The 20,462-nt window shown below is 66.0% G+C and carries 23 protein-coding genes, 6 tRNA genes and 1 riboswitch; of the genes, 11 read left to right on the top strand and 18 right to left on the bottom strand.

The window, feature by feature from the left end; genetic code table 11:
- Window positions 1–21 precede the first annotated feature (21 nt).
- From ACFC25_RS13625 to hisI, 3 genes are all read right to left on the bottom strand, one after another.
- Window positions 22–657: a Trp biosynthesis-associated membrane protein gene (locus ACFC25_RS13625; RefSeq protein ID WP_376045961.1), complete on the bottom strand. Its 636-nt coding sequence runs from the start codon at window positions 655–657 to the stop codon at window positions 22–24.
- A complete protein-coding gene (locus ACFC25_RS13630; RefSeq protein ID WP_376045964.1) occupies window positions 657–2,234 on the bottom strand; it encodes an anthranilate synthase component I in 1,578 nt (525 codons plus the stop codon). The genes ACFC25_RS13625 and ACFC25_RS13630 overlap by 1 nt, the downstream gene beginning before the upstream one ends.
- Before the next feature lie 119 nt (window positions 2,235–2,353).
- Entirely contained in the window at window positions 2,354–2,746 is a 393-nt protein-coding gene (gene hisI, locus ACFC25_RS13635; protein ID WP_337347846.1) for a phosphoribosyl-AMP cyclohydrolase, read from the bottom strand.
- 112 nt (window positions 2,747–2,858) lie between these two features.
- Here hisI and ACFC25_RS13640 point away from each other — a divergent pair, with 112 nt between their 5' ends.
- The gene (locus ACFC25_RS13640) at window positions 2,859–3,503 is read left to right on the top strand and encodes a TIGR03085 family metal-binding protein (RefSeq protein ID WP_337347845.1); all 645 of its coding nucleotides are present in this window, start codon (window positions 2,859–2,861) and stop codon (window positions 3,501–3,503) included.
- A 54-nt stretch (window positions 3,504–3,557) separates the two neighbouring features.
- Here the strand turns inward: ACFC25_RS13640 and hisF are convergent, their stop codons facing one another.
- The 14 genes from hisF to ACFC25_RS13710 form a co-directional block, all read right to left on the bottom strand.
- Complete coding sequence (hisF, locus tag ACFC25_RS13645; protein ID WP_337347844.1) at window positions 3,558–4,334, bottom strand: imidazole glycerol phosphate synthase subunit HisF; 777 nt, start codon at window positions 4,332–4,334, stop codon at window positions 3,558–3,560.
- A gap of 54 nt (window positions 4,335–4,388) precedes the next feature.
- Window positions 4,389–5,249, bottom strand: a complete 861-nt coding sequence (gene hisG, locus ACFC25_RS13650; RefSeq protein ID WP_337347843.1) for an ATP phosphoribosyltransferase — start codon at window positions 5,247–5,249, stop codon at window positions 4,389–4,391.
- A 92-nt stretch (window positions 5,250–5,341) separates the two neighbouring features.
- On the bottom strand, window positions 5,342–5,605 hold the full coding sequence (locus tag ACFC25_RS13655) for a phosphoribosyl-ATP diphosphatase (RefSeq protein ID WP_028270786.1): 264 nt from the start codon (window positions 5,603–5,605) through the stop codon (window positions 5,342–5,344).
- A gap of 96 nt (window positions 5,606–5,701) precedes the next feature.
- On the bottom strand, window positions 5,702–6,187 hold the full coding sequence (ribH, locus tag ACFC25_RS13660; RefSeq protein WP_337347842.1) for a 6,7-dimethyl-8-ribityllumazine synthase: 486 nt from the start codon (window positions 6,185–6,187) through the stop codon (window positions 5,702–5,704).
- Between the two features lie 18 nt (window positions 6,188–6,205).
- Window positions 6,206–6,949, bottom strand: a complete 744-nt coding sequence (ribA, locus tag ACFC25_RS13665) for a GTP cyclohydrolase II (RefSeq protein ID WP_376045970.1) — start codon at window positions 6,947–6,949, stop codon at window positions 6,206–6,208.
- Window positions 6,946–7,656: a 3,4-dihydroxy-2-butanone-4-phosphate synthase gene (ribB, locus tag ACFC25_RS13670; protein WP_376045973.1), complete on the bottom strand. Its 711-nt coding sequence runs from the start codon at window positions 7,654–7,656 to the stop codon at window positions 6,946–6,948. The genes ribA and ribB overlap by 4 nt, the downstream gene beginning before the upstream one ends.
- Entirely contained in the window at window positions 7,653–8,288 is a 636-nt protein-coding gene (locus tag ACFC25_RS13675; protein ID WP_376045976.1) for a riboflavin synthase, read from the bottom strand. Before ACFC25_RS13675 ends, ribB begins: the two co-directional genes overlap by 4 nt.
- Window positions 8,288–9,436, bottom strand: a complete 1,149-nt coding sequence (gene ribD, locus ACFC25_RS13680; RefSeq protein WP_376045979.1) for a bifunctional diaminohydroxyphosphoribosylaminopyrimidine deaminase/5-amino-6-(5-phosphoribosylamino)uracil reductase RibD — start codon at window positions 9,434–9,436, stop codon at window positions 8,288–8,290. The genes ACFC25_RS13675 and ribD overlap by 1 nt, the downstream gene beginning before the upstream one ends.
- A gap of 174 nt (window positions 9,437–9,610) precedes the next feature.
- Window positions 9,611–9,763, bottom strand: a riboswitch (FMN riboswitch).
- 40 nt (window positions 9,764–9,803) lie between these two features.
- Window positions 9,804–10,484: a ribulose-phosphate 3-epimerase gene (rpe, locus tag ACFC25_RS13685; protein ID WP_337347863.1), complete on the bottom strand. Its 681-nt coding sequence runs from the start codon at window positions 10,482–10,484 to the stop codon at window positions 9,804–9,806.
- A gap of 19 nt (window positions 10,485–10,503) precedes the next feature.
- Entirely contained in the window at window positions 10,504–12,054 is a 1,551-nt protein-coding gene (locus ACFC25_RS13690; RefSeq protein WP_376045982.1) for an RsmB/NOP family class I SAM-dependent RNA methyltransferase, read from the bottom strand.
- Window positions 12,051–12,971: a methionyl-tRNA formyltransferase gene (fmt, locus tag ACFC25_RS13695; RefSeq protein ID WP_376045985.1), complete on the bottom strand. Its 921-nt coding sequence runs from the start codon at window positions 12,969–12,971 to the stop codon at window positions 12,051–12,053. The genes ACFC25_RS13690 and fmt overlap by 4 nt, the downstream gene beginning before the upstream one ends.
- Entirely contained in the window at window positions 12,968–13,570 is a 603-nt protein-coding gene (def, locus tag ACFC25_RS13700; RefSeq protein ID WP_376045988.1) for a peptide deformylase, read from the bottom strand. Before def ends, fmt begins: the two co-directional genes overlap by 4 nt.
- A 64-nt stretch (window positions 13,571–13,634) precedes the next feature.
- On the bottom strand, window positions 13,635–14,492 hold the full coding sequence (locus ACFC25_RS13705) for a cytochrome (RefSeq protein WP_376045991.1): 858 nt from the start codon (window positions 14,490–14,492) through the stop codon (window positions 13,635–13,637).
- 104 nt (window positions 14,493–14,596) lie between these two features.
- Window positions 14,597–14,668 (bottom strand) — tRNA-Val (locus ACFC25_RS13710).
- A gap of 237 nt (window positions 14,669–14,905) precedes the next feature.
- Here ACFC25_RS13710 and ACFC25_RS13715 point away from each other — a divergent pair.
- The 7 genes from ACFC25_RS13715 (at window position 14,906) to ACFC25_RS13745 (ending at window position 17,261) form a co-directional block, all read left to right on the top strand.
- Window positions 14,906–14,978 (top strand) — tRNA-Gly (locus ACFC25_RS13715).
- Window positions 14,979–15,026: 48 nt separating this feature from the next.
- Window positions 15,027–15,097, top strand: a tRNA-Cys gene (locus ACFC25_RS13720).
- A 40-nt stretch (window positions 15,098–15,137) separates the two neighbouring features.
- Window positions 15,138–15,212 (top strand) — tRNA-Val (locus ACFC25_RS13725).
- Between the two features lie 56 nt (window positions 15,213–15,268).
- Window positions 15,269–15,341, top strand: a tRNA-Gly gene (locus ACFC25_RS13730).
- Window positions 15,342–15,387: 46 nt separating this feature from the next.
- A tRNA-Val gene (locus tag ACFC25_RS13735) sits at window positions 15,388–15,459 on the top strand.
- Window positions 15,460–15,636: 177 nt separating this feature from the next.
- A complete protein-coding gene (locus tag ACFC25_RS13740; RefSeq protein ID WP_337351421.1) occupies window positions 15,637–15,900 on the top strand; it encodes an antitoxin in 264 nt (87 codons plus the stop codon).
- Between the two features lie 131 nt (window positions 15,901–16,031).
- The gene (locus tag ACFC25_RS13745) at window positions 16,032–17,261 is read left to right on the top strand and encodes a benzoate/H(+) symporter BenE family transporter (RefSeq protein WP_376045994.1); all 1,230 of its coding nucleotides are present in this window, start codon (window positions 16,032–16,034) and stop codon (window positions 17,259–17,261) included.
- Here the strand turns inward: ACFC25_RS13745 and zapE are convergent.
- Window positions 17,258–18,295 carry a cell division protein ZapE gene (zapE, locus tag ACFC25_RS13750; RefSeq protein WP_337347862.1) on the bottom strand — a complete coding sequence of 346 codons (1,038 nt, stop codon included), beginning with the start codon at window positions 18,293–18,295 and terminating at the stop codon, window positions 17,258–17,260. The genes ACFC25_RS13745 and zapE overlap by 4 nt on opposite strands.
- Window positions 18,296–18,514: 219 nt before the next feature.
- On the opposite strand from zapE, the gene ACFC25_RS13755 reads away from it, so the two are divergent.
- Genes ACFC25_RS13755 through ybaK form a run of 3 tightly spaced genes read left to right on the top strand, consistent with a single transcriptional unit; the run spans window position 18,515 to window position 20,411 of the window.
- Complete coding sequence (locus tag ACFC25_RS13755; RefSeq protein ID WP_337351423.1) at window positions 18,515–19,426, top strand: sulfurtransferase; 912 nt, start codon at window positions 18,515–18,517, stop codon at window positions 19,424–19,426.
- 10 nt (window positions 19,427–19,436) lie between these two features.
- Window positions 19,437–19,898 (top strand): SufE family protein, encoded by a 462-nt coding sequence (locus tag ACFC25_RS13760; protein ID WP_376045997.1) that lies wholly within the window; start codon window positions 19,437–19,439, stop codon window positions 19,896–19,898.
- A 15-nt stretch (window positions 19,899–19,913) separates the two neighbouring features.
- Window positions 19,914–20,411 carry a Cys-tRNA(Pro) deacylase gene (ybaK, locus tag ACFC25_RS13765; RefSeq protein WP_337351425.1) on the top strand — a complete coding sequence of 166 codons (498 nt, stop codon included), beginning with the start codon at window positions 19,914–19,916 and terminating at the stop codon, window positions 20,409–20,411.
- Window positions 20,412–20,462 lie beyond the last annotated feature (51 nt).

Consider the following 20,462-nt stretch of genomic DNA (forward strand, 5'->3'; position numbering starts at 1 on the left):
GGACCCCGTTATCGGGTGCCCTCAGGTGGGGTCGTCGCCGCGTGAAAGCCGGTCCCAGCTGTCGATCTCGTCCACCGGCCCTGCGGCGGCTGCCCCGCTGCCCGTGGCCCGCGCGTCGTATTTTGTGCGTGCCTTCCAGTGCCGGCCTGCCGGGACGATCAGCAGGGCGACGAGCGCCAGCAGGATACCGACGACGACGGCGATCGCCGGAAATGCGGTGACACTCACTTCGGCGCTGCTTCCGCTAACGCCGGTGGCGGCGGCGATGGAGCCCTGTGCCGCGGCCAGCGGGTCAGCCAGCACGGTGGCTGCCGCCCCGACGATGCCGGCGGAGGCCAGCACGATGATCGCCGTGATGATCCACCGCGCGATCCGTCCGGCGATGGCCGCAGCCAGTCCTCCGGCAAGGGCAACAAGTGCCAGTGCCGTGACGGCGGTGGCGGCCTTGCTTCCCTGCACCTGCAGGGCCGCCTGGGCATTGCCGGCTTGGCCCACCTGGTCCGGGTCCAGGGTGACCGAGATCCAGGTCTGCGTTGTGGTGCCGAACACCGCCAGGGCCAGTACTGCGACCAGCAGCACCAGCGTGGACTTCCGGGCCCAGGCCGGAGTTCCTGCGGCTTGGGAGGGGTTGCCGGCGGCGACGTCCGGAACCGGCATCAGGCGCCCGCCTGCGTGGTAGGTCCGGCATCGGGAATGGTCTCGGCTGAAATGTTGTGCAGGGAACCGGCGGTGTGGACTGCCCGGAGCGGGGCCGCGGCCTTGTTCACCGTTTCCAGCGCTTCGGTGGGGTTGACGGAGTCCGCCACAATGCCACCGCCCGCCTGGACGTAGGCACGTCCTTCGCGGAGCAGCGCCGAGCGGATGGCGATGGCCATGTCCATGTCACCGGCGAAGTCCAGGTAGCCCACCACGCCGCCATAGATGCCGCGCCGGTGGGGTTCCAGTTCGTCGAGCAGGCGCAGTGCCCGCGGTTTCGGGGCGCCGGACAGGGTGCCTGCCGGGAAGGTGGCTTTCAGGACGTCGTAGGCCTTGGCTTTCGGCGACAGCTTGCCCACTACGGTGGAGACGAGGTGCATGATGTGGCTGAACCGCTCCACCTCCATGAACTGGGTGACGTCCACTGTCCCGGCGACGCAGACCTTGGAGAGGTCGTTGCGGGACAGGTCCACCAGCATAAGGTGCTCGGCGCGTTCCTTCTGGTCGGCGAGCAGTTCCTCGGCCAGCGCCTTGTCGCCCTCGACTGTCTTGCCACGGGGGCGTGAGCCGGCGATCGGGTGGGTGATGACTTCCTCGCCCGTCACGGTCACCAGCGCCTCTGGTGAGGAACCAACGATCGAGTACTCGCGGCCGTCTGCGTCCTCAAGGCTGAAGATGTACATGTACGGGCTGGGGTTGGTGTTCCTGAGCACCCGGTAGACGTCCAGGGGCGAGGCGCCGCACTCCATCTCGAAGCGTCGGGAGATCACCACCTGGAAGACTTCGCCGTCGACGATCGCTTCCTTGCCGCGGTCCAGGGCTGCGAGGTAGTCGGTTTCGTCCCAGCGTTCCTGCACGCTGGAGGCAAAATCCAGGGCGGCGGGCTCCAGGACGGAAACAGGCTGGGCCACGGGTGTGCTGATCTGCGACAGCATGGCCTTGACCCGGGCCACGGCGTCGTGCCAGGCCTCGTCCACGCGTTCGGAGCTGTCGTCGAAGTTGATCGCATTGGCAATGAGGAGGACGGTGCCGTCCACGTTGTCATGCACTGCCATGTCCGTGACCAGGTTCAGCGCCATTTCGGGCAGTTGCAGGTCGTCTTCGGGCGGGCTGGTCAGCCGTTCCCAGTGCCGTACCGTTTCCCAGCCCAGGAAGCCCACCAGGCCCGACGTAAATGGCGGCAGCCCGTCAAACCGGTCAGTGCGGAGGGCGTCGATGGTGTCGCGGATGGCGTCCACGGGATTGCCGTCCACAGGCACACCCACCGGCGGCTGTCCGAGCCAGTGGGCCTGGCCGTCCTTCGTGGTGAGCGTGGCGCGCGACCTGGCACCGATGAACGAGTAGCGGGACCAGGTCCCGCCGACCGCCGCGGATTCCATCAGGAACGTTCCGGGCTGGCCCTGGGCGAGCTTCCGGTAGAGGCCAATGGGTGTCTCCGCGTCCGCCAGAACCTTGAGGCGGACGGGAATGACACGGCTGCTGCCTGCGAGTTCGCGGAACTCTTCGAGGCCCGGACTGATGATTCCAAGGTCCTGCATGGCTATGCTTTTCCGCCTGTTCTTCTTCGACGCCGGGTGGAGGGCGTCAGTTGTATGCTGCCGAAAGTATGTGGGATCCGGGCCGGACTCCCGCCCCGGGTTGTCTCCCGGGAAGGTGGTCAGGCGGCCGTTCCGGTCTGGACTTCGAGGCCCCTGCCGTCGAAGCAGGTGCGGGTGCCTGTGTGGCACGCGGCGCCAACCTGGTCCACGCGCACGAGGAGTGCATCGCCGTCGCAGTCCATGGCAACGGACTTGACCCACTGGACGTGGCCGGACGTGTCGCCTTTGCGCCAATATTCCTGGCGGGAGCGCGAATAGAACGTGACCCGGCCGCTGGTCATCGTGCGGTGCAGGGCTTCGTCGTCCATCCAGCCGAGCATCAGCACCTCATTCGTATCGAACTGCTGTACAACGGCGGCCACCAGCCCGGCGCTGTCCCGCTTCAGCGCAGCGGCGACGGCAGTGGGCAGGGGTGAACCAGGGGCTGGGGCGGAGGCGGGCTGCTCAGACATCAGACCAAGTCTAGTGCCTTTGCACAGGCCCGGCCGGAGTGTGAACAACTGCACATTCGGGGTGGCGGTTCTGCTGCCCAACTCCCCCGGTGTCGTGCTAGTTTCACAAGTGATGCATTTCGTCGACCCGTCCCGAGAAGTCCTGGCCGAAACCCTGCTGGCGGCCGGCCCTGATGCCCCTACCCTTTGCAAAGGCTGGCGCACCAGGGACCTTGCCGCGCATCTTTACCTCCGCGAACGCAAGGCGGCCGTGGGGCTGGGCCTCATCATCAAAAGCCTGTCGAAGGCCTCGGACAAAGCCACCGCCAAGCTGGCCGCGAAGCTGAAGACCGCAGATGACTACACCAGCCTGGTGAACACCTTCCGGGCCGGCCCCCCGGCGCTGTCACCCATGAACATCAAGGCGCTGGACGAAAGCTCCAACCTGATTGAGTACTTCGTGCACACGGAGGACATCCGCCGCGCCGTGGACCGCTGGGCCCCCCGGCAACTCGACGAAGCGTATTCCGAGGCCCTCTGGGACGAACTGATCAAGCGCGCCGCCATTTTGTACCGCGGCGTGGACCTCGGCATTGTCCTGGTCCGGCCTTCCGGGCCGCGCCACGTGGCCAAGCGGGCCCCGGTATCGGTGGCGATCGTCGGAGAGCCCGGTGAACTGCTGATGCACGCCCACGGCCGCACACGCCATGCACTGGTGACGTTCGAAGGCCAGCCAGACGCCGTCGCCCTCCTCCAGTCCGCCGAAGTGGGCCTCTAAGAACCATGACAAAAGAACGCGGGGCCCTTGACGGGGCCCCGCGTTCTTGTTGTATTAGCGGACTTCGAAGCCTGCCTCGCGGATAGCTTGCTTGACCTGGGACATCATGTCGTCGGGGCCCCAGTGGAAGATCGAAGCTGCCAGCACGGCATCGGCTCCGGCGGCAACGGCCGGGGCAAAGTGCGCGGGTTCCCCGGCCCCTCCCGAAGCGATGATGGGAACCTTCACCGCGGCGCGGACCAGGCGGATCAGCTCCAGGTCGAAGCCGTCCTTAGTGCCGTCGGCGTCGATTGAGTTCAGCAGGATTTCCCCTACTCCGCGGTCTGCGGCTTCCTTCGCCCAGGCAATGGCGTCGATGCCCGTGCCCGTGCGGCCGCCGTGGGTAGTCACTTCAAAGCCCGACGCCGTGGGCTGGGATCCGGGGCGGGTGCGGCGGGCGTCCACCGACAGGACCAAAACCTGCGAACCGAAGTGGCGGGTGATCTCGTCGATGACGTCCGGACGGGCAACTGCAGCCGTGTTGATCGAAGCTTTGTCGGCGCCGAAACGAAGTAGCTTATCCACCTCGGCCACGCCGCGGACGCCGCCGCCGACTGTCAGCGGGATAAAGACTTCCTCAGCCGTGCGACGGACGACGTCGAACGTGGTTTCGCGGTTGCCGGAGGACGCGGTGACGTCCAGGAAGGTCAGTTCGTCGGCGCCCGCATTGTCGTAGCGGTGCGCCAGCTCCACAGGGTCACCGGCGTCGCGGAGACCTTCAAAGTTGACGCCCTTGACGACGCGGCCGGCGTCGACGTCGAGGCACGGGATGACTCGTACAGCTACAGCCATGGGTACTCCTGGAATTCTCGGGTGGATGCGGCAGCTCGACCGCCTGGTGGCAGCTCAGATGCGGCAGGCGTGGATGCTGCTGACCAGGATGGCGCGGGCGCCCAGGTCGTAGAGCTCGTCCATGATCCGGTTGGTTTCCTTCTTGGGCACCATCGAACGGACCGCCACCCATTCCGAATCGCGCAGCGGCGAGACGGTGGGTGACTCCAGGCCGGGGGTCAGGGCTGCGGCTTGCTCCACCAGTTCCTTGCGGATGTCGTAGTCCATCAGGACATACTGGCGCGCCACCAGGACACCCTGGAGGCGGCGGATGAGGACTTCGATTTCCTTCGCGGTGCCGTTTGCGGAGCCGCCTTCTTCTGTGCGCTTGATCAGCACGGCCTCGGACTTGAGGATCGGTTCCCCGAAGATCTCCATCCCTGCGGCCTTGAGGGTGTTGCCGGTTTCGACGACGTCGGCGATGGCGTCCGCAACGCCCAGGCGCACGGAGGATTCAACGGCGCCGTCGAGGCGGACTACCTTTGCCTTGATGCCGAGTCCGGCGAGGTAGCCGCGGAGCAGGCCGTCGTAGCTGGTGGCCAGGCGCTTGCCTTCGAGCTCCTGGACGCTGGCGAAGTCGCCCACGGGGCCCGCGAAACGGAACGTGGAGGCGGCGAAGCCGAGGGGCATCAGTTCCTCAGCCTCCACCTCGGCGTCCAGCAGGAGGTCGCGGCCGGTGATGCCGACGTCGAGCGTTCCCTGGCCGACGTAGACGGCGATGTCGCGCGGGCGGAGGAAAAAGAACTCGATGTCGTTGTCCGGGTCGACCATGACCAGCTCGCGGGTGTCGCGGCGCTGGCGGTAGCCGGCTTCGGACAGCATGGCGGAGGCGGCTTCGGACAGGGAGCCTTTGTTGGGGACGGCTACTCGCAGCATGGGGGTCTTTCTTGTTTGGGGAAGTCTAGGAATCAGGCAACGGGCCACGCAAGGCACGGGCCGGCCGGGGTGGCCGGACGGTGCTGCAGTGGCTACAGATGCTTGTAGACGTCTTCCAGGGTCAGGCCTTTGGCGAGCATCAGAACCTGCAGGTGGTAGAGCAGCTGGGAGATTTCCTCGGCCGCGGCTTCATCGGATTCGTACTCGGCAGCCATCCACACTTCGGCTGCTTCCTCCACGACTTTCTTGCCAATGCCGTGGACTCCGGACTCCAATTCAGCGACGGTGCGGGAGCCTGCCGGGCGGGTGGCTGCCTTCTCACTCAGTTCAGCGAACAGCGTCTCGAAATTCTTCACGCCCTACAGCCTACTTGCTGCGGGCCGGAGGGCGCCTGCTGAGCCGTTGCATGACGGGCGCGGTGTGAGTGAAGACACACCGCACCCGTCACCGTGTTACTTGTACTGCTTGAGCACGACGGCGGTGGCGAGGGCCGCGGTGACGGCCTCGTGGCCTTTATCCTCGCTGGATCCAGGCAGCCCGGCACGGTCGAGGCCCTGCTGTTCGGTATCGCAGGTCAGGACGCCGAAGCCCACCGGCACGCCGGTGGCGACACTGACGTCGGTCAGGCCCGATGTCGCCGCCTGGCAGACGTATTCGAAGTGCGGCGTGCCGCCGCGGATCACGACGCCGAGGGCCACCACGGCGTCGAAGTGCGGTGCCAGCCGCGCGGCAGCGACCGGGAGCTCGAAGCTGCCGGGCACGCGCAGGACGGTGGGTTCGCCGATTCCGGCGTCCTTGGCGGCGCGGAGCGCACCGTCCAGGAGCCCGTCCATGATCTGGGTGTGCCAGCTGGCGGCAACGATGGCCAGCCTGAGCTGCGAGGTTTCCGCCGGGTTGAGGGTAGTGAGGTCGATTTCGGGTGCGCCGTGGCCACTCATGTGTCTGTTGGGTTCCGTTCAGTCTTGTTCGTGCTGGAAAGTTTCGGTCTGGAAAGATTCGGCGGCGGCGCCGGGCACCGCCACCACATGGGTGTCCAGCGTGAGCCGGTGCTCCATGCGGTCCTTCTTGGTTTGCAGGTAGCGGATGTTCTGGTCGCGCGATGGCACCTCGGTGGGAACCATCTCCACTACCTTCACGCCCGCCTTGGCGAGCCTGTTCAGCTTGTCCGGATTGTTGCTCAGGAGCCGGACCTCATGCAGGCCCATCTCCGCCAGGACCTGTGCGGCCGCGCTGTAGGAACGCGCATCCACTGGCAGTCCCAGTTGCTCGTTGGCTTCCACGGTGTCGAAGCCTGCCTCCTGGAGGGCGTACGCCTTGATCTTGTTGGCCAGCCCGATCCCCCGGCCTTCCTGTCCGCGCAGGTACAGCAGGGTGCCGCCGTATGCGTGAATCATTTCCAGGGCGTAGGCCAGCTGCTCGCCGCAGTCGCAACGGTAGGACCCAAAGATGTCACCGGTGAGGCACTCTGAATGGAGCCGGACCAAGGGAGCCTTGCCGTCCATGGGCGGGTTGGGGGAACTCACTGCGAGGTGTTCGGCGCCGGTGACGAGATCGGTCCAGGCTTGGGCGATGAAGTCGCCGAACGCCGTCGGCAGCTGCACGATGGGCCCGCCGCTGACCGGATGGTGGACTTTTCCGTTACCCGCCTGCGCGCGCTGGCTGCTGTGCTGGCTGTTGCCCGTAGCCCCGGACGCCGTCATCGTTTCTCCTCTTCTTCGCCCGGGCGTCCTGCCCGGGTGCCGCTGGGGGCCGCCGTGCCACCTGCTTCAAGGTAGGCCACCAGATCCTCGATCGAGATCAGCGGGCAACCATGTTCGGCAGCAAAGGTACGGAGCCCGTCCAGCCTCATCATTTCACCGTCGTCATACACTACTTCGGCGATCACACCCACGGGTTCCAGGCCGGCGAGACGGCACAGGTCCACGGCCGCTTCGGTATGGCCGGGGCGCTCACGCACTCCACCTTCAACTGCGCGCAGCGGGAATATATGCCCGGGCCGGGTCACAGAGGCCGGGCCGGCGCCGGGGTCCGCAAGGACACGGGCAGTCAGGGCCCGGTCCGTCGCCGAGATGCCTGTGCTGACGCCCGCCGCGGCGTCGCAGGACACCGTGTAGGCCGTGCCCTTCGCATCTTCGTTTACCGTGACCATGGGCGGCAGCTTCAGGGCGTCGGCACGTTCCCCGGACAGCGGGACGCAGATGACGCCGGAGCTGTACCGGATGGTCCAGCCCATCAGTGCGGGGGTGGCGTGCTGGGCAGCGAAGATGATGTCGCCTTCGTTTTCGCGGTCCTCGTTGTCGACCACCAGCACCGGCCGGCCGGCCGCCAAGGCACGAACGGCGTCTTGCACCGGGTCAAGGCCCGGTGCTGCGGCGGTTACCGGCTCGAGGTGTGCGGTCCCGTTCATAGGTTTCCTCCAGTGGCTGCGCTGGTGCTGAAGGCCAGCAGCCGTTCGGTGTACTTGGCAAGGACGTCGACTTCGAGGTTGACCCTGCTGCCGGTGGACTTGGCGCCCAGGCCTGTTTCCGCAAGTGTGGTGGGGATGAGCCCCACTTCGAACCAGGGTTCGGGTTCAGCTGCCGCGCTGACGGCTGTGACTGTCAGGGAGACGCCGTCGATGGCGATGGAGCCTTTTTCGGCGATGTAGCGGGCAAGGTTGCCCGGCACCCCGAAGCGAAGCCGCTCCCAGTTGCCCAGGGGCTCCCGCTCCAGAAGCTGCCCGACGCCGTCGACATGACCCTGGACAACGTGGCCGTCCAGCCGACCGCCGGCCGGGACGCAGCGTTCGAGGTTCACGGAGTCACCCGGGGAGAGTTCGCCAATGGTGCTCCGGATCAGGGTTTCGCCCATGACGTCGACACTGAAGTCCCTGCCGTCGATGGAGGTAGCGGTCAGGCAGACGCCGTTGACTGCGATCGAGCCGCCCAAGGCGAGCCCTTCGGTGCTGGCCGGGGCGTGGAGCCTGACGGTTGCACTGGTGTCGCCGTCCCGTTCGACGGAGAGGACCCGTCCCTGTTCGGCAATTATTCCGGTAAACATCAGTGCCCTCCCAAGGCTGGTTCCGCGGCCGCAAGGCCCGGTTGTGGTTCCAAAGGTTGAGTATTGTGCGGACGCAGGTGGAGCCGGAGGTCCCGGCCCAGGGTTCTCACGGCGCCGCCGTCGGACTGGTCCCAGTCCCATTGCTGGGCGTCCTGCAAAGTGGTGATGCCGAGCCCATTAAGCGCCGGTGTGCCTGAACCCAGCAGCGTGGGGGCCAGGTACACGATCAGCTCGTCGACGAGGCCGGCCGCCAGGAAGGCGCTGAGGATCCGCGAGCCGCCTTCCACCATGACGTGGCGGATTCCTGCTGCATACAGCAGCGAGAGCGCTTCACGGGGATCACGCGTGGGCACGTGCAGCACCCGGCCGTCCGCACCCCAAATGGCCGCATCCGCCGGAATGTCCCGCCGACCCATCACGGCGCGCAGGGGCTGCTTGCCGGAAACCTCGCCGGACGCGTCGCGGGCGGTCAGCCGGGGGTTGTCGATCAGAACGGTCTGGGTACCTACCAGGATGGCGTCGATCCTGCCCCGCAGACCGTGGTTGTCCGCGAGTGATTCGGGGCAGGAGATCCATTGGCTGGTCCCGTCCTCGGCGGCAATGCGGCTGTCGAGTGTCTGCGCGATGTGGAGCGTCACGTACGGCCGCTTTTCGGCAACACCCTGGAACCATTGCCGGTTCAGTTCGAGGGCCTCCCCCGCGGCCAGGCCGCTGCGCACCCTGACGCCCGCCTGCCGGAGCGTGGTGGCGCCGCCCGCCGCCGGGTCGTGGGGATCGTCCACGGCGTAGATCACGTCCGTGATTCCGGCTTCGATGATCGCCTGGGCGCAGGGCCCCGTCCGGCCAACGTGGTTGCACGGTTCGAGCGTGACCAGCATCGTCGCACCATGCAGGTCGAGGCCAGCTGCCGCTGCCTGGGCAATGGCGTCGGCCTCGGCGTGGGCCGTCCCGGCGCCGCGGTGGAAGCCCGTCGCCAGGTGCCGGCCTTCGGCGTCAACGACGACGGCTCCCACCAGGGGGTTGGCGCCCCTGGGCCCGCGCAGGGCTGCTTCAAGGGCAGCGTCCATGGCTTGCGTTTCCGCCGGGCTGAAGGCCGTCACTGCTTCTTCCCCGGAGGCCAGGGGTTGCTGCTTTGTGGGCGCGGTCATGGCGCGACCGCCGGCCCGGTGGCTTTGGATTCCACGCCGTGAGGTGTCAGGGCGTCGAAGAGCCATCGCAAGGGGTTCATATGTGGTGTCGTTCCTTCCCTCTAGAACCGCGATGGCTCCGGGGGTATACGACAGCAGAACGCTGCGGCATCAAATGACGCCGCAGATACAGCTGTACGTGCTTCTCTCATCCAGACTTTAACTGTCGGTACCGGAATTTCACCGGTTCAACCGTCCGCCGGTTCCCTCCCTGGTGGGAAAGCGCCGGCTCGCGGGTCGCGGACTGTCACCGCCGGTTCGGACTTACACCGACCCCGGAGCACGTATTGTGTGTTGCTATTCTGCCACAACCATGAAGGTGGGCTGACTATTCCGGGGACCCAGCGCGTAACGTTTGGCTGCCCGCCTTGCGCAGCCGTTCGATCGCCTCTGCAGGGTCCTCTGCGCCGTAAACCGCGGAGCCGGCAACAAAGACGTTGGCTCCCGCTTCGGCTGCACGGGTGATGGTTTCCTCGGTGATGCCGCCGTCCACCTGGATGGCCACGTCGATCCCTGAGCCGTCGATGGCAGCTCTCGCCCGGCGGATCTTGGGGAGCGTCAAGTCCAGGAACGCCTGTCCGCCGAAGCCGGGCTCAACGGTCATGATGAGCAGCATGTCCAGTTCGGCCAACATGTCCAGGTAGGGCTCCACCGGCGTGCCCGGCCGCAGTGCCATACCTGCCTTGGAGCCCCGGGCCCTCAGTTCGCGCGCCAGTTTGATGGGAGCGATGGATGCCTCGGCGTGGAAAGTGACGGAGGCGAGGCCTGCGTCGGCGAAACCCGGGGCCCAGCGGTCGGCATCGGCGATCATGAGGTGGGCGTCGAGCGGAACGGGGCTGACGGCCTGGATCCGCTGGACCACCGGCAGCCCGATAGTGAGGTTGGGAACGAAGTGGTTGTCCATCACGTCCACGTGGACTGCGTCAGCGTTGCCGATGCGGTGCAGCTCGGCTTCAAGGTTGACGAAGTCGGCGGAGAGGATGCTCGGGTTGATGCAGCATTGCGTCATCGGGGAACCTTTCATGAGTTCAGGCCTTCTTACGGATGAGGGCGAGGAACATGGCGTCCGTGCTGTGGACGTGGGGCCAGAGCTGGGCAGTCAGGCCGTGCCCGGCGCCGAGGTTGCCGGTGAGGCTGACGCTGTCGAGCACCGCCCCGGCGTCCAGGAGCTCCAGGTCCTCGCGCTTGCGCATCACGTCGGTTACGACGGCGGTGGTTTCGGCAGGGTGCGGCGAGCAGGTCACGTAGGCCACCACGCCGCCTGGGCGGACAGCTGCCAGGGCTGACTTGAGCAGGTCGCGCTGCAGGGGTCCCAGGTCCGCGAGGTCCTTGGGGGTGCGGCGCCACCGGGATTCCGGCCGGCGGCGGAGCGCACCGAGGCCGCTGCAGGGGACATCCACCAGGACGCGGTCAAATGATTCTGCCTGCTCGGTGCCGACATCCCGGCCATCGCCGGTACGGACGCGCCAGGCGTCCCTGGGGACGGCGGAGAGAGCCTGACTGACGAGTTTCGCTCGGTGCGGTGCCGGTTCGTTCGCAAGGAGCGTGGCATCCCGGGCATTGGCCAGGGCGGCCAGGAGTGCGGCTTTTCCGCCGGGCCCGGCGCAAAGGTCGAGCCAGGATTCCGGGCTGGCGGCGTTCTCAAGGTCCACGGCGGCCAAGGCGCGGGCCACCAGCTGGGAGCCTACGTCCTGGACTCGGGTTGTGCCTTCCCGCACGGACGCCAGCCTGCCGAGGTCGCCGCCGCTGGAAAGTGCGGAACCCTCAACCAGTTCACCAGGCGTGGCTCCGTTTTCGAGTGCCTCGTCGAGGCTCCCCAGCCCGGGCAGGGCCACCAGGTTGACCACGGGAGCCGCGTTGTCCGCTTCCAGCAGTTCATTGATTTCGGTGGCGGACCGCCCGTGTGCCACCAAGGCCTGGCGCATCGCGCGGACGATCCATTCGGGGTGTGCATGCCTGATCGAAGCGATCTTGGTTTCATCGGTTTCGCCGGCGACCAGCAGGTCCAGCCATTCGTCGAGGGTGTGTGCCGTGACTTTCCGCAGCACCGCATTGATCAGGGCAGACGGGCCGGCGCCGATCACGGCGCGGGCCAGGCCAACGGTCTGGTCCAGTGCAGCGTGGGCTGGCACGCGCATAGCAAGCAACTGGTGGGTGCCGATTCGCAGGGCATCGAGGATGGCGGGATCCAGCTGGTCCAGCGGCCTATCGACGCAGCGGGCAAGGACGGCGTCGTACGTGCCCTGTCCGCGGAGGGCGCCATAGCTCAGCTCAGTGGCGAAACCGGCATCGCGCTTGTCCAGCCCGTGGTGGCGGATCCGGGACGGCAGCACCAGGTTGGCGTAGGCGTCCTCCGCGGCCACTGCACGCAGGACCTCGAAGGCCACCAGCCGGGCGGGATCTGCCCGGCGGGTCCGCTGCGCCGGCGCATTTTCGGTGAAGCTCCGTTGCGAGGGCCGGTTGCGTTCGCGGCCCTGGGCGTTGCGCTGGCTGCTGTCCCGTTTTCCGCCGCCACCACGGCCGCCTCTTTGGCCGCCGCCCCGACCGCCGCCGCCTGTCGTTCCGCCGGACATACTCATTCGAACACCACGCTTTCAAGGGAAGCCATGCCGCGTGCCCAATCAGCCGCGGCCATCATCTTTTTGCCCGAGGGCTGGATCCGCGTGAGTTCCACCGCGTGGGAGCCGGTGCCCACCAAAACGCCCTTGTCCCTGAACACCGCTCTACCGGGCGCGAGGTCCGCCACATCCGGCCGGAGCCTGACTGGCTCCAGCTTGACCCGCTGTCCGTCGAGTGTTGTCCAGGCGCCGGGCTCGGGGGTGACCCCTCGGGCACGCCGGCCGATAGCCAAGGCCGGCTGATTCCAGTCCAGCCGGCCGTCGTCGAAGGTCAGCTTGGGGGCGAGTGAAACGTCGCCCTGCTGCGGTTGGGGGGCAGCCTGTCCGGCGTCAATGGCGGAGAGGGTCTGCGCCAGGAGCACGGCACCGCTGTGCGACAGCCGCTCCAGCAGTTGCCCGGCAGTGTCCTCCGTGCCAACGCTTTCGGTCAGGGTCCCGAACACGGGCCCGGTATCCAGGCCACGCTCAAGCTGGAAAGTCACCGCGCCCGTGACGTCGTCCCCTGCGATCACCGCACGCTGCACGGGGGCGGCACCGCGCCAGGCAGGCAACAGCGAGAAGTGCAGGTTGATCCAGCCGTGCCGGGGGACCTCGAGGGCCGCCGGGGGGATCAGTCCGCCGTAGGCAACAATGGCTGCGACGTCCGGGCTGATGGCGGCGATCTTTGCTGTCACGTCCGCATCCACTTTGGCTGCATGGATGACGTCAATGCCAAGTTCGGCGGCGCGGTGGGCAACGGGCGACGGCGTCAGCACGCGTTTGCGTCCCACCGGGGCGTCCGGGCGGGTCAGCACTGCAACGATGTCAAAGCCTGCCTTGACGAGGGCATCCAGCGACGGCACCGCAACCGCGGGAGTGCCGGCGAAAAGTACCCTCATTCAGCCGCACCGGATGCCGTGGCACCAAAGCCTGTGCCGCCAAAGCTGGCACCGCCGAAACTGGAGCCGACCGTTTTAGCCCGCTTCGCCGTCGTGCGCTCTGTAATAGCTTCGTAGTTGGCGTTGCGGATGGAGCGCAGGGCCTTTTTCCGGTCCTCACCCTCCAGCCTGTCCGTATAGAGGATGCCGTCCAGGTGGTCGGTCTCATGCTGGAAGCAGCGGGCCAGCAGTCCTTCCCCCTCGACGGTGACGGGATTGCCGTGGAGGTCGACGCCGGTGACCTTGGTGGCCCGGAAACGCCGGACCGGGAACCCCAGGCCGGGGATGGACAGGCAACCTTCCACCTGGTCCGGCTGGTAATCGTCACTGTTTTCCAGGACGGGGTTGATGATGTGGCCGTCCACCCCGCCGACGCGGTAGGTAAAGACCCGCTGGCTGACGCCGATCTGCGGCGCCGCGAGCCCGGCGCCCTCGACGTCCTCCATGGTTTCGGTCATGTCTGCCACCAGCTTGGCCAGCTCCGGCCCGAACTCCGTCACGGGATCGGCCACTGTGCGGAGCACAGGATCGCCGATGATGCGGATATTCAGAATGGCCATGTGCTGTCTTTCCTCACGGTTGGCGGATTGGGGAACCAATCCAGTTTAGGCGGTGCGCAGGAGGCTATGCCGTCCGTGCCGGGACAGGCGGCGGCGCGATGGGGAGCAAGGCTGTTCCAGCACTGATGGTGTCTGAGGAGAGTTCCCAGACACGGCGCAGCGCGCAAAACTTCCACCAGTGGTGTTTCAGGACCTCAGGGTTGGCCCGCACTGGGCGGACTTCGGTTTCACCGATGGCCACTGCCAGGAGGACGGGATCCTCGCCATATTTCCAGGCCTCCCATTCGCCGGCGACTGGATCCACCAGGCTTTCCTCGGCCTTCATCCCAGCCACGAGCTGCATGACCACTTTGTCGTCGAGGGGCTTGACCGTGCCGTCCCGGGTGGTGCCCTTTGTCTTGTAGTCGATCACGCAGGTCCTGCCGTTAATCTTCGCCACCAGGTCCAGGGTGCCCGCGTAACCGACTGATTTGTTCCAGATGGTGATTTCTGGAGCAATGGGCTCCACCCGGTACAGCTCCCACCATTCGTCGAACCGCACGGCGAAGGCTTCCTCCCCGTTCGCGGCCAGCGCCTCCCGGGTTTCCTTCATGGCGTGCGGCCGGCCAAGGGCACGGAGGGCCACCTGTTCGCAGTAGTTGTGGACGCGGTCTCCGCGCTTGGCGGCCTCATCGCGGTACGTTTCGGCGGCCTTCGCTGCCCGGTTAACCGCCTGGCGGATCTTCGCCGGACTCCCGAGGCAGTCAGCCAGCAACGGATCCTTCGCCAGGCTATTGGCGCCCATGTACCCAAACCAGCCGTCCAGCCCGTGTGGCTGTTGACCGATCACCGTGGTGATGGACGGGACAGTGAACGGCTCCGACGTGGAGCGCGCGTACATGCGGCCATATTCGGTGGCATGGGCAAGAAGCGGATCAGTCATACAAAGACTCTTTCACAAGGGGCTGACAGAATGGCAGGCACAGTAGCCGGACATAAAAAAGGTCCGCTTCCGCTCGAAGGAGCGGAAACGGACCTTGTTATCGGTGGGCGATACTGGGTTCGAACCAGTGACCTCTTCGGTGTGAACGAAGCGCGCTACCACTGCGCCAATCGCCCCGATGCATTTGAATGCTAGCCCACCCTGCGCCGATTCGGAAATCGGGCAACAAGGGTCTGCGCGCACCCTGCTAATTACAGGCCTGTAATTCCCGAATCCCCCTAGATTCCGCGGATCCAGGGGCATCACCTCACTGTCCGCGGCCGCCGATTTGGAGAATCCCTGAACCTCCTATAGAGTTCTTACTCGTTGGAACGCGAGGAAATGCCCAAACGGCACGGAATCACGCTAACAATGCGGACGTAGCTCAGCTGGTAGAGCACCACCTTGCCAAGGTGGATGTCGCGAGTTCGAATCTCGTCGTCCGCTCGCAGGACACTGTCACGGCAATGGCTCTTTTTGATCCGGCGCTTACACGGTGGGTTGGCCGAGAGGCGAGGCAGCGGCCTGCAAAGCCGTATACACGGGTTCGAATCCCGTACCCACCTCGGTGAAAACCATGGTTTCCGGTTAATCCCGGATGGCAATGGGCGATTGGCGCAGCGGTAGCGCGCTTCCCTGACACGGAAGAGGTCACTGGTTCGATCCCAGTATCGCCCACCAAGCAAGGAAACTTGCTTCATGCAGTACGCACGGCCCGGCCGGAACGTACTTCATACGCGGACGTAGCTCAGCTGGTAGAGCACCACCTTGCCAAGGTGGATGTCGCGAGTTCGAATCTCGTCGTCCGCTCTCTTCTTTACAAGAAAACATCCCAATAAACCGGTCTTCCGGTTCCGGGCGATTGGCGCAGCGGTAGCGCGCTTCCCTGACACGGAAGAGGTCACTGGTTCGATCCCAGTATCGCCCACAGCAGCAGCTCCCCCGCCGGAGCTGCTTTTTTGTTGCCCGGATTCTGCGAATTTGCGTCGCCACCGGTCCGCCGCGACTTTACAGGTTTTGTCACAGCACCTTGGCACCTCCAGGAGACAGGGCTAGGATCGGTTGCGGAGGAGCGAACTGGCTCCGCGATTGAAGGGAGGTGCTCGTGGGACTGATTGACGATCTTAAGGGCAAGGCTAAAGGTCTTATCCATGGCAACGAGCAGGCCATCAAGGACGGCATCAACAAGGCCGGCGATTTCGTCGACACCAAGACCGGCGGCAAGTACGCAGGTCACGTCGACAAGATCCAGGATGGCGCTTCCAAGCTCGTTGACAAGAACGGAACGCCCGGCCAGGCACCTGCCAGCGAGCAGGTCCCTCCGGTCAACCCGGTTCCGCCGGTTCCGCCGGTCGACAAGGCTCCGTAAAAAGGATTTGGCCAGGGCTTTGCCCTAGCACGTCAAGGGGGCGCGGGTCCCGCCGGGAGGCGGCACCCGCGCCTTTGGCGTTTAAGCACAGCTTTTCGGCCATCCGCGCACGAGCCGGTAACCTGCCAGATATGCCAAAGCCCGCACCAGCCATCAGCCCGGACGCTGCCACCGGCCGGTCCCGCCCCCTTTCGCAGCCGATCGTGGCGGGCATCGTGACGGCACTGGTGGGGTTCACGTCGTCCTTCGCCGTGGTCCTTGCCGGGCTCCGCGCCGTGGGCGCCAGTCCTGCCCAGGCAGCATCCGGCCTGCTGGCACTCAGCCTCATATTCGGCGTCGGCGTACTCTGGCTATCCTGGCGTTCAAAGGTTCCAGTTACGCTCGCGTGGTCCACGCCGGGAGCTGCCCTTTTAGCGGGAGCCGGAACGGTCGACGGCGGCTGGCCGGCCGCCGTCGGAGCCTTCCTGGTGACCGGCGTACTCATCTGCCTCACCGGGCTGATCCCGGCACTGGGCAGGCTGCTGGCGGGCATCCCCACGTCCTTGGCGCAAGCCATGCTGGCGGGCGTACTGCTGTCGCTGTGCCTGGCGCCCTTCTCCGCCTTGGGAACCAACCCCCTTCAAGTCGCTCCCGTCATCATCTGCTGGCTGCTGATGATGAGGTTCGCACCGCGATGGTCCGTGCCCGCCTCACTCGCGGTTGCCCTGGCGGTGATTGCCGTCCACCTGGTAACCGGAGGCGCGGGAAACCTCGAGGGCGGATTCCTGCCAGCGCCCGTCTGGACCATGCCGTCTTTCAGCCTGCAGGCCGTCGCCGGCATCGCACTGCCGCTTTTCATCGTGACCATGGCATCGCAGAACATCCCTGGCGTCGCTGTATTGAAGTCCTTCGGCTACGCCACACCGTGGGCGCCGTCCATGCTGGTGACCGGCGCCGGAACCATGCTCAGTGCACCCTTCGGCGGCCACGCGATGAACCTGGCCGCCCTCAGCGCTGCGCTGGCCGCAGGTAAGGAAGCGGGCGAAGACACGAGCCGCCGCTGGATCGCTGCTTTCACGTCGGGCCTGGCCTATGTAGTCCTGGCCCTGTTTTCTGCAGCCCTGGTCACGGTGGTGAGCGCCGCTCCCCCGGGCCTGCTGGAGGCTGTTGCCGGGCTGGCCCTGATCGGGACGCTGGCGGTTTCGGTGTCCTCCGCGCTGGCAGTGGCGGAGGAACGGATCGCGGCGTCCATCACGTTCCTGGTTGCAGCGTCCGGCCTCAGCTTCGCGGGCATCGGCGCCGCTTTCTGGGCACTGGCAGCCGGCCTGCTGGTACGTTCACTTCTGAAGAACCGTGGGCGGCAGGGCGTGCCCCAGCCTTAGGACGGTTCGTGGTTCTGGCCCTCCCGGGCAAGGGCAGTCAGGCGGGAGACAGCGCGGTAGTACTTCTTGGTGTACCCGCCGTGCATCATCTCGTCGGTGAACAGCTTGTCAAAGGGAACCCCGCTGGCCAGGATCGGCACGTCCTTGTCATACAGCCGGTCTGCCAGTACTACGAACCGCAGGGCAACGGCTTGCTCGGTGATGGTTTCGACGTTACGCCACACCACGCCGTCGATGCCTTCGATGAGCTGCCGGTAGCGGCTGGGGTGCACGCCGGCAAGGTGTCCGATCAGCGTGCTGAATTCGTCCTGCGCCACGGTCTTGCCGTCGAACTCGGCCTTCATCTGGGCGGATAGCTCGCTGTTCTTGAGCGGGGCTGGCGGCGTGGGCAGGCCCCGGTGGCGGAAGTCCTCGCCGTCGATCCGGATGACCTCAAACTGATCCGCCAGAACCTGGATCTCACGCTGGAAGTCGACGGCGGCGAAGCGGCCGTCACCCAGCGAGCCCGGCAGGGTGTTGGAGGTTGCAGCCAGCTTGACGCCGGCGTCGGCCAGTTCACGCATCAGCCGGGACATCAGGACTGTGTCGCCCGGATCATCGAGCTCAAACTCGTCGATGCACACCAGCTTGTAGTGGCTGAGCGCCTCCACCGTTTTGCGGAAGGAAAGCGCCCCCACGAGGTTGGTGTATTCCACGAACGTGCCAAAAGCCTTAGGCCCCGGCGCGGCGTGCCACAAAGATGCCAGCAAGTGGGTCTTGCCCACACCAAAGCCGCCGTCGAGGTAGATACCGGCCCGGGACGTGTCCTTCTTGGCAAAAAGCTTCTTGAAAAGGCCGCCACCGTTCCCTGCGCCCACACCCTGCGCAAACCCTTCCAATTCCCGGACTGCATGGGACTGGCTCGGCTGCTTGGGGTCCGGGCGGTAACTTGCGAAGGAGACCTGGCCGAACCGCGGTGAAGGATAAAAGCCCTTAAGGAGCTCATCCACCGAAACTGCCGGAGTGCGGGCGGCAAGCTGTTCGATCTGTACCAAGGTGGTCCGTTCTGCTGGTGGGTTGTCCCCAGAAAGGATACCGGCAATGCAGCACGCCTTCCCCGCCCCGGGCGCGGGCCAGCCACGGAGCGTGACGAAGCCCATATTTCCCTCTATTAACGGAACAGCGGATTTCGTGTGCCGCCGTGGCTAGTGTTGAACCAGGTTCCCAGCATCCTCCAGCAGGTCCGCCGTACGTTTGAATGAAAGGCCATCACCTTGTCCTACCCAGTTGAACAGAACGAGAAGTTCGCAGCCTATGCCCGCCCTGAGCGCCTGGTTTCCACCGAGTGGCTCGCCGCCGCCCTGGAAAGCGGCGCTGTGGCCGATGGAAAGCTGGTGGTTGTGGAGTCCGATGAGGACGTCCTGCTCTATGAGACCGGCCATATCCCCGGAGCAGTCAAGATCGACTGGCACACCGACCTCAACGACGAAGTGACCCGCGACTACGTTGACGGCAAGGCCTTTGCCGCCCTGGCCTCGTCCAAGGGCATCTCCCGTGACAGCACCGTAGTGATTTACGGCGACAAGTCCAACTGGTGGGCCGCCTACGCCCTGTGGGTCTTCACCCTGTTCGGTCACGAGGACGTCCGCCTGCTGGACGGCGGCCGCGACAAGTGGATCGCCGAAGGCCGGGACCTGACCACCGAGACTGCCACACCGGCACCGGGCGACTACCCGGTGGTGGAGCGCAACGACGCCCCCATCCGCGCTTTCAAAGAGGACGTGCTGGCACACCTCGGCAAGCCGCTGATCGACGTCCGCTCCCCCGAGGAATACACCGGACAGCGCACGCACATGCCTGCCTACCCTGAGGAGGGCGCACTCCGTGGAGGCCACATCCCCACCGCAGCCTCCATTCCCTGGGCGCGCGCAGCCGCAGCGGACGGGACATACCGCAGCCGCGATGAGCTCGAAGCCCTGTACCTGGGCGAGGCTGGCCTCACCGAGGGCGACGACGTTGTGGCCTACTGCCGGATCGGCGAACGTTCCAGCCACACCTGGTTCGCCCTGAAGTACCTGCTGGGCTTCGACACCGTCCGCAACTACGACGGCTCCTGGACCGAATGGGGCAACGCCGTCCGCGTTCCCATCGTCAAGGGTGCGGAGCGCGGCTCCGTCCCGGCGTAAGCTGGAGTAGATGACTACTCATGCCTTGCCCGCCTCGTTGGCGGAAATCGTGGACGACTTCCAGGCCCTCACGGAGCCCGAGCGGCTGCAGCTGCTGCTCGAGTTCTCGCGGGAACTTCCGGAGTTGCCGGACCGCCTGAAGAACCACCCTGAGCTCCTGGAGCAGGTGGTGGAATGCCAGTCGCCACTGTTCCTGACCATTGAGACGGAAAAGAACGACGCCGGCTCGGCCGACACTTTTCGGCTGTACTTCAAGGCGCCGCCTGAAGCCCCCACCACGCGGGGCTTCGCCGGGGTGCTCCTTGAGGGGCTCGACGGGCTCAGCGCGGAGGAAATCCTGGCAGTTCCGGATGACATGCCTGAACTGCTGGGCCTCACCCGGGCGATCACACCCTTGCGGATGCGCGGCATGACCGCCATGCTGGGCCGCATCAAGCGCAAGGTCGCAGCCTCGGCCCGGCTGCACAGCTAGCAGCCAGCTCGGCTAATGGGGCGCAAAAGCACTTCGCAGGGAACGCCGGCCACCGCGGTACTGACCGCGGCCGGCGTTCCCTTTGTGCTGCACCCGTACACCCACGATCCTTCCGCGGCCAGCTATGGCACCGAAGCTGCCGAAGCCCTGGGAATCGACCCGGCGAGGGTCTTCAAAACGCTGATGGTGGAGGTGGAAGGGCGGCTGGCGGTGGGAGTAGTGCCCGTCAGCGGCAATCTTGACCTGAAGGCTTTCGCGGCTGCCCTGGACGCGAAAAAGGCCACCATGGCCGATCCCAAGTCCGCCGAACGCCGGACCGGCTATGTACTCGGCGGAATCTCGCCGCTGGGCCAGCGGCAGCCCTCACCCACCGTCATCGACGGCAGTGCCGTTGCCTTGGAAACGATGCTGGTTTCCGGCGGCCGGCGGGGGCTGGACATCGAGCTGGCGCCCGCTGAGCTGATCCGGCTCACATCCGCTATCACGGCCCCGATCGGAACGGTCAAACCCTAGGGACGGTTTTGTCCTCCGCCAATTCCCGCCCTCCCCCAACTGGGTAGCAGC

It is taken from the genome of Pseudarthrobacter sp. NPDC055928 (assembly GCF_042270935.1).
Classification (GTDB): Bacteria; Actinomycetota; Actinomycetes; order Actinomycetales; family Micrococcaceae; genus Arthrobacter.

Coding starts and splice junctions, on each gene's coding strand:
- ACFC25_RS13625 (WP_376045961.1), bottom strand. CDS start 657: ATGCCGGTTCCGGACGTCGCCGCCGGCAACCCCTCCCAAGCCGCAGGA.
- ACFC25_RS13630 (WP_376045964.1), bottom strand. CDS start 2,234: ATGCAGGACCTTGGAATCATCAGTCCGGGCCTCGAAGAGTTCCGCGAA.
- hisI (WP_337347846.1), bottom strand. CDS start 2,746: ATGTCTGAGCAGCCCGCCTCCGCCCCAGCCCCTGGTTCACCCCTGCCC.
- ACFC25_RS13640 (WP_337347845.1), top strand. CDS start 2,859: ATGCATTTCGTCGACCCGTCCCGAGAAGTCCTGGCCGAAACCCTGCTG.
- hisF (WP_337347844.1), bottom strand. CDS start 4,334: ATGGCTGTAGCTGTACGAGTCATCCCGTGCCTCGACGTCGACGCCGGC.
- hisG (WP_337347843.1), bottom strand. CDS start 5,249: ATGCTGCGAGTAGCCGTCCCCAACAAAGGCTCCCTGTCCGAAGCCGCC.
- ribH (WP_337347842.1), bottom strand. CDS start 6,187: ATGAGTGGCCACGGCGCACCCGAAATCGACCTCACTACCCTCAACCCG.
- ribA (WP_376045970.1), bottom strand. CDS start 6,949: ATGACGGCGTCCGGGGCTACGGGCAACAGCCAGCACAGCAGCCAGCGC.
- ribB (WP_376045973.1), bottom strand. CDS start 7,656: ATGAACGGGACCGCACACCTCGAGCCGGTAACCGCCGCAGCACCGGGC.
- ACFC25_RS13675 (WP_376045976.1), bottom strand. CDS start 8,288: ATGTTTACCGGAATAATTGCCGAACAGGGACGGGTCCTCTCCGTCGAA.
- ribD (WP_376045979.1), bottom strand. CDS start 9,436: ATGACCGCGCCCACAAAGCAGCAACCCCTGGCCTCCGGGGAAGAAGCA.
- rpe (WP_337347863.1), bottom strand. CDS start 10,484: ATGACGCAATGCTGCATCAACCCGAGCATCCTCTCCGCCGACTTCGTC.
- ACFC25_RS13690 (WP_376045982.1), bottom strand. CDS start 12,054: ATGAGTATGTCCGGCGGAACGACAGGCGGCGGCGGTCGGGGCGGCGGC.
- fmt (WP_376045985.1), bottom strand. CDS start 12,971: ATGAGGGTACTTTTCGCCGGCACTCCCGCGGTTGCGGTGCCGTCGCTG.
- def (WP_376045988.1), bottom strand. CDS start 13,570: ATGGCCATTCTGAATATCCGCATCATCGGCGATCCTGTGCTCCGCACA.
- ACFC25_RS13705 (WP_376045991.1), bottom strand. CDS start 14,492: ATGACTGATCCGCTTCTTGCCCATGCCACCGAATATGGCCGCATGTAC.
- ACFC25_RS13745 (WP_376045994.1), top strand. CDS start 16,032: ATGCCAAAGCCCGCACCAGCCATCAGCCCGGACGCTGCCACCGGCCGG.
- ACFC25_RS13760 (WP_376045997.1), top strand. CDS start 19,437: ATGACTACTCATGCCTTGCCCGCCTCGTTGGCGGAAATCGTGGACGAC.
- ybaK (WP_337351425.1), top strand. CDS start 19,914: ATGGGGCGCAAAAGCACTTCGCAGGGAACGCCGGCCACCGCGGTACTG.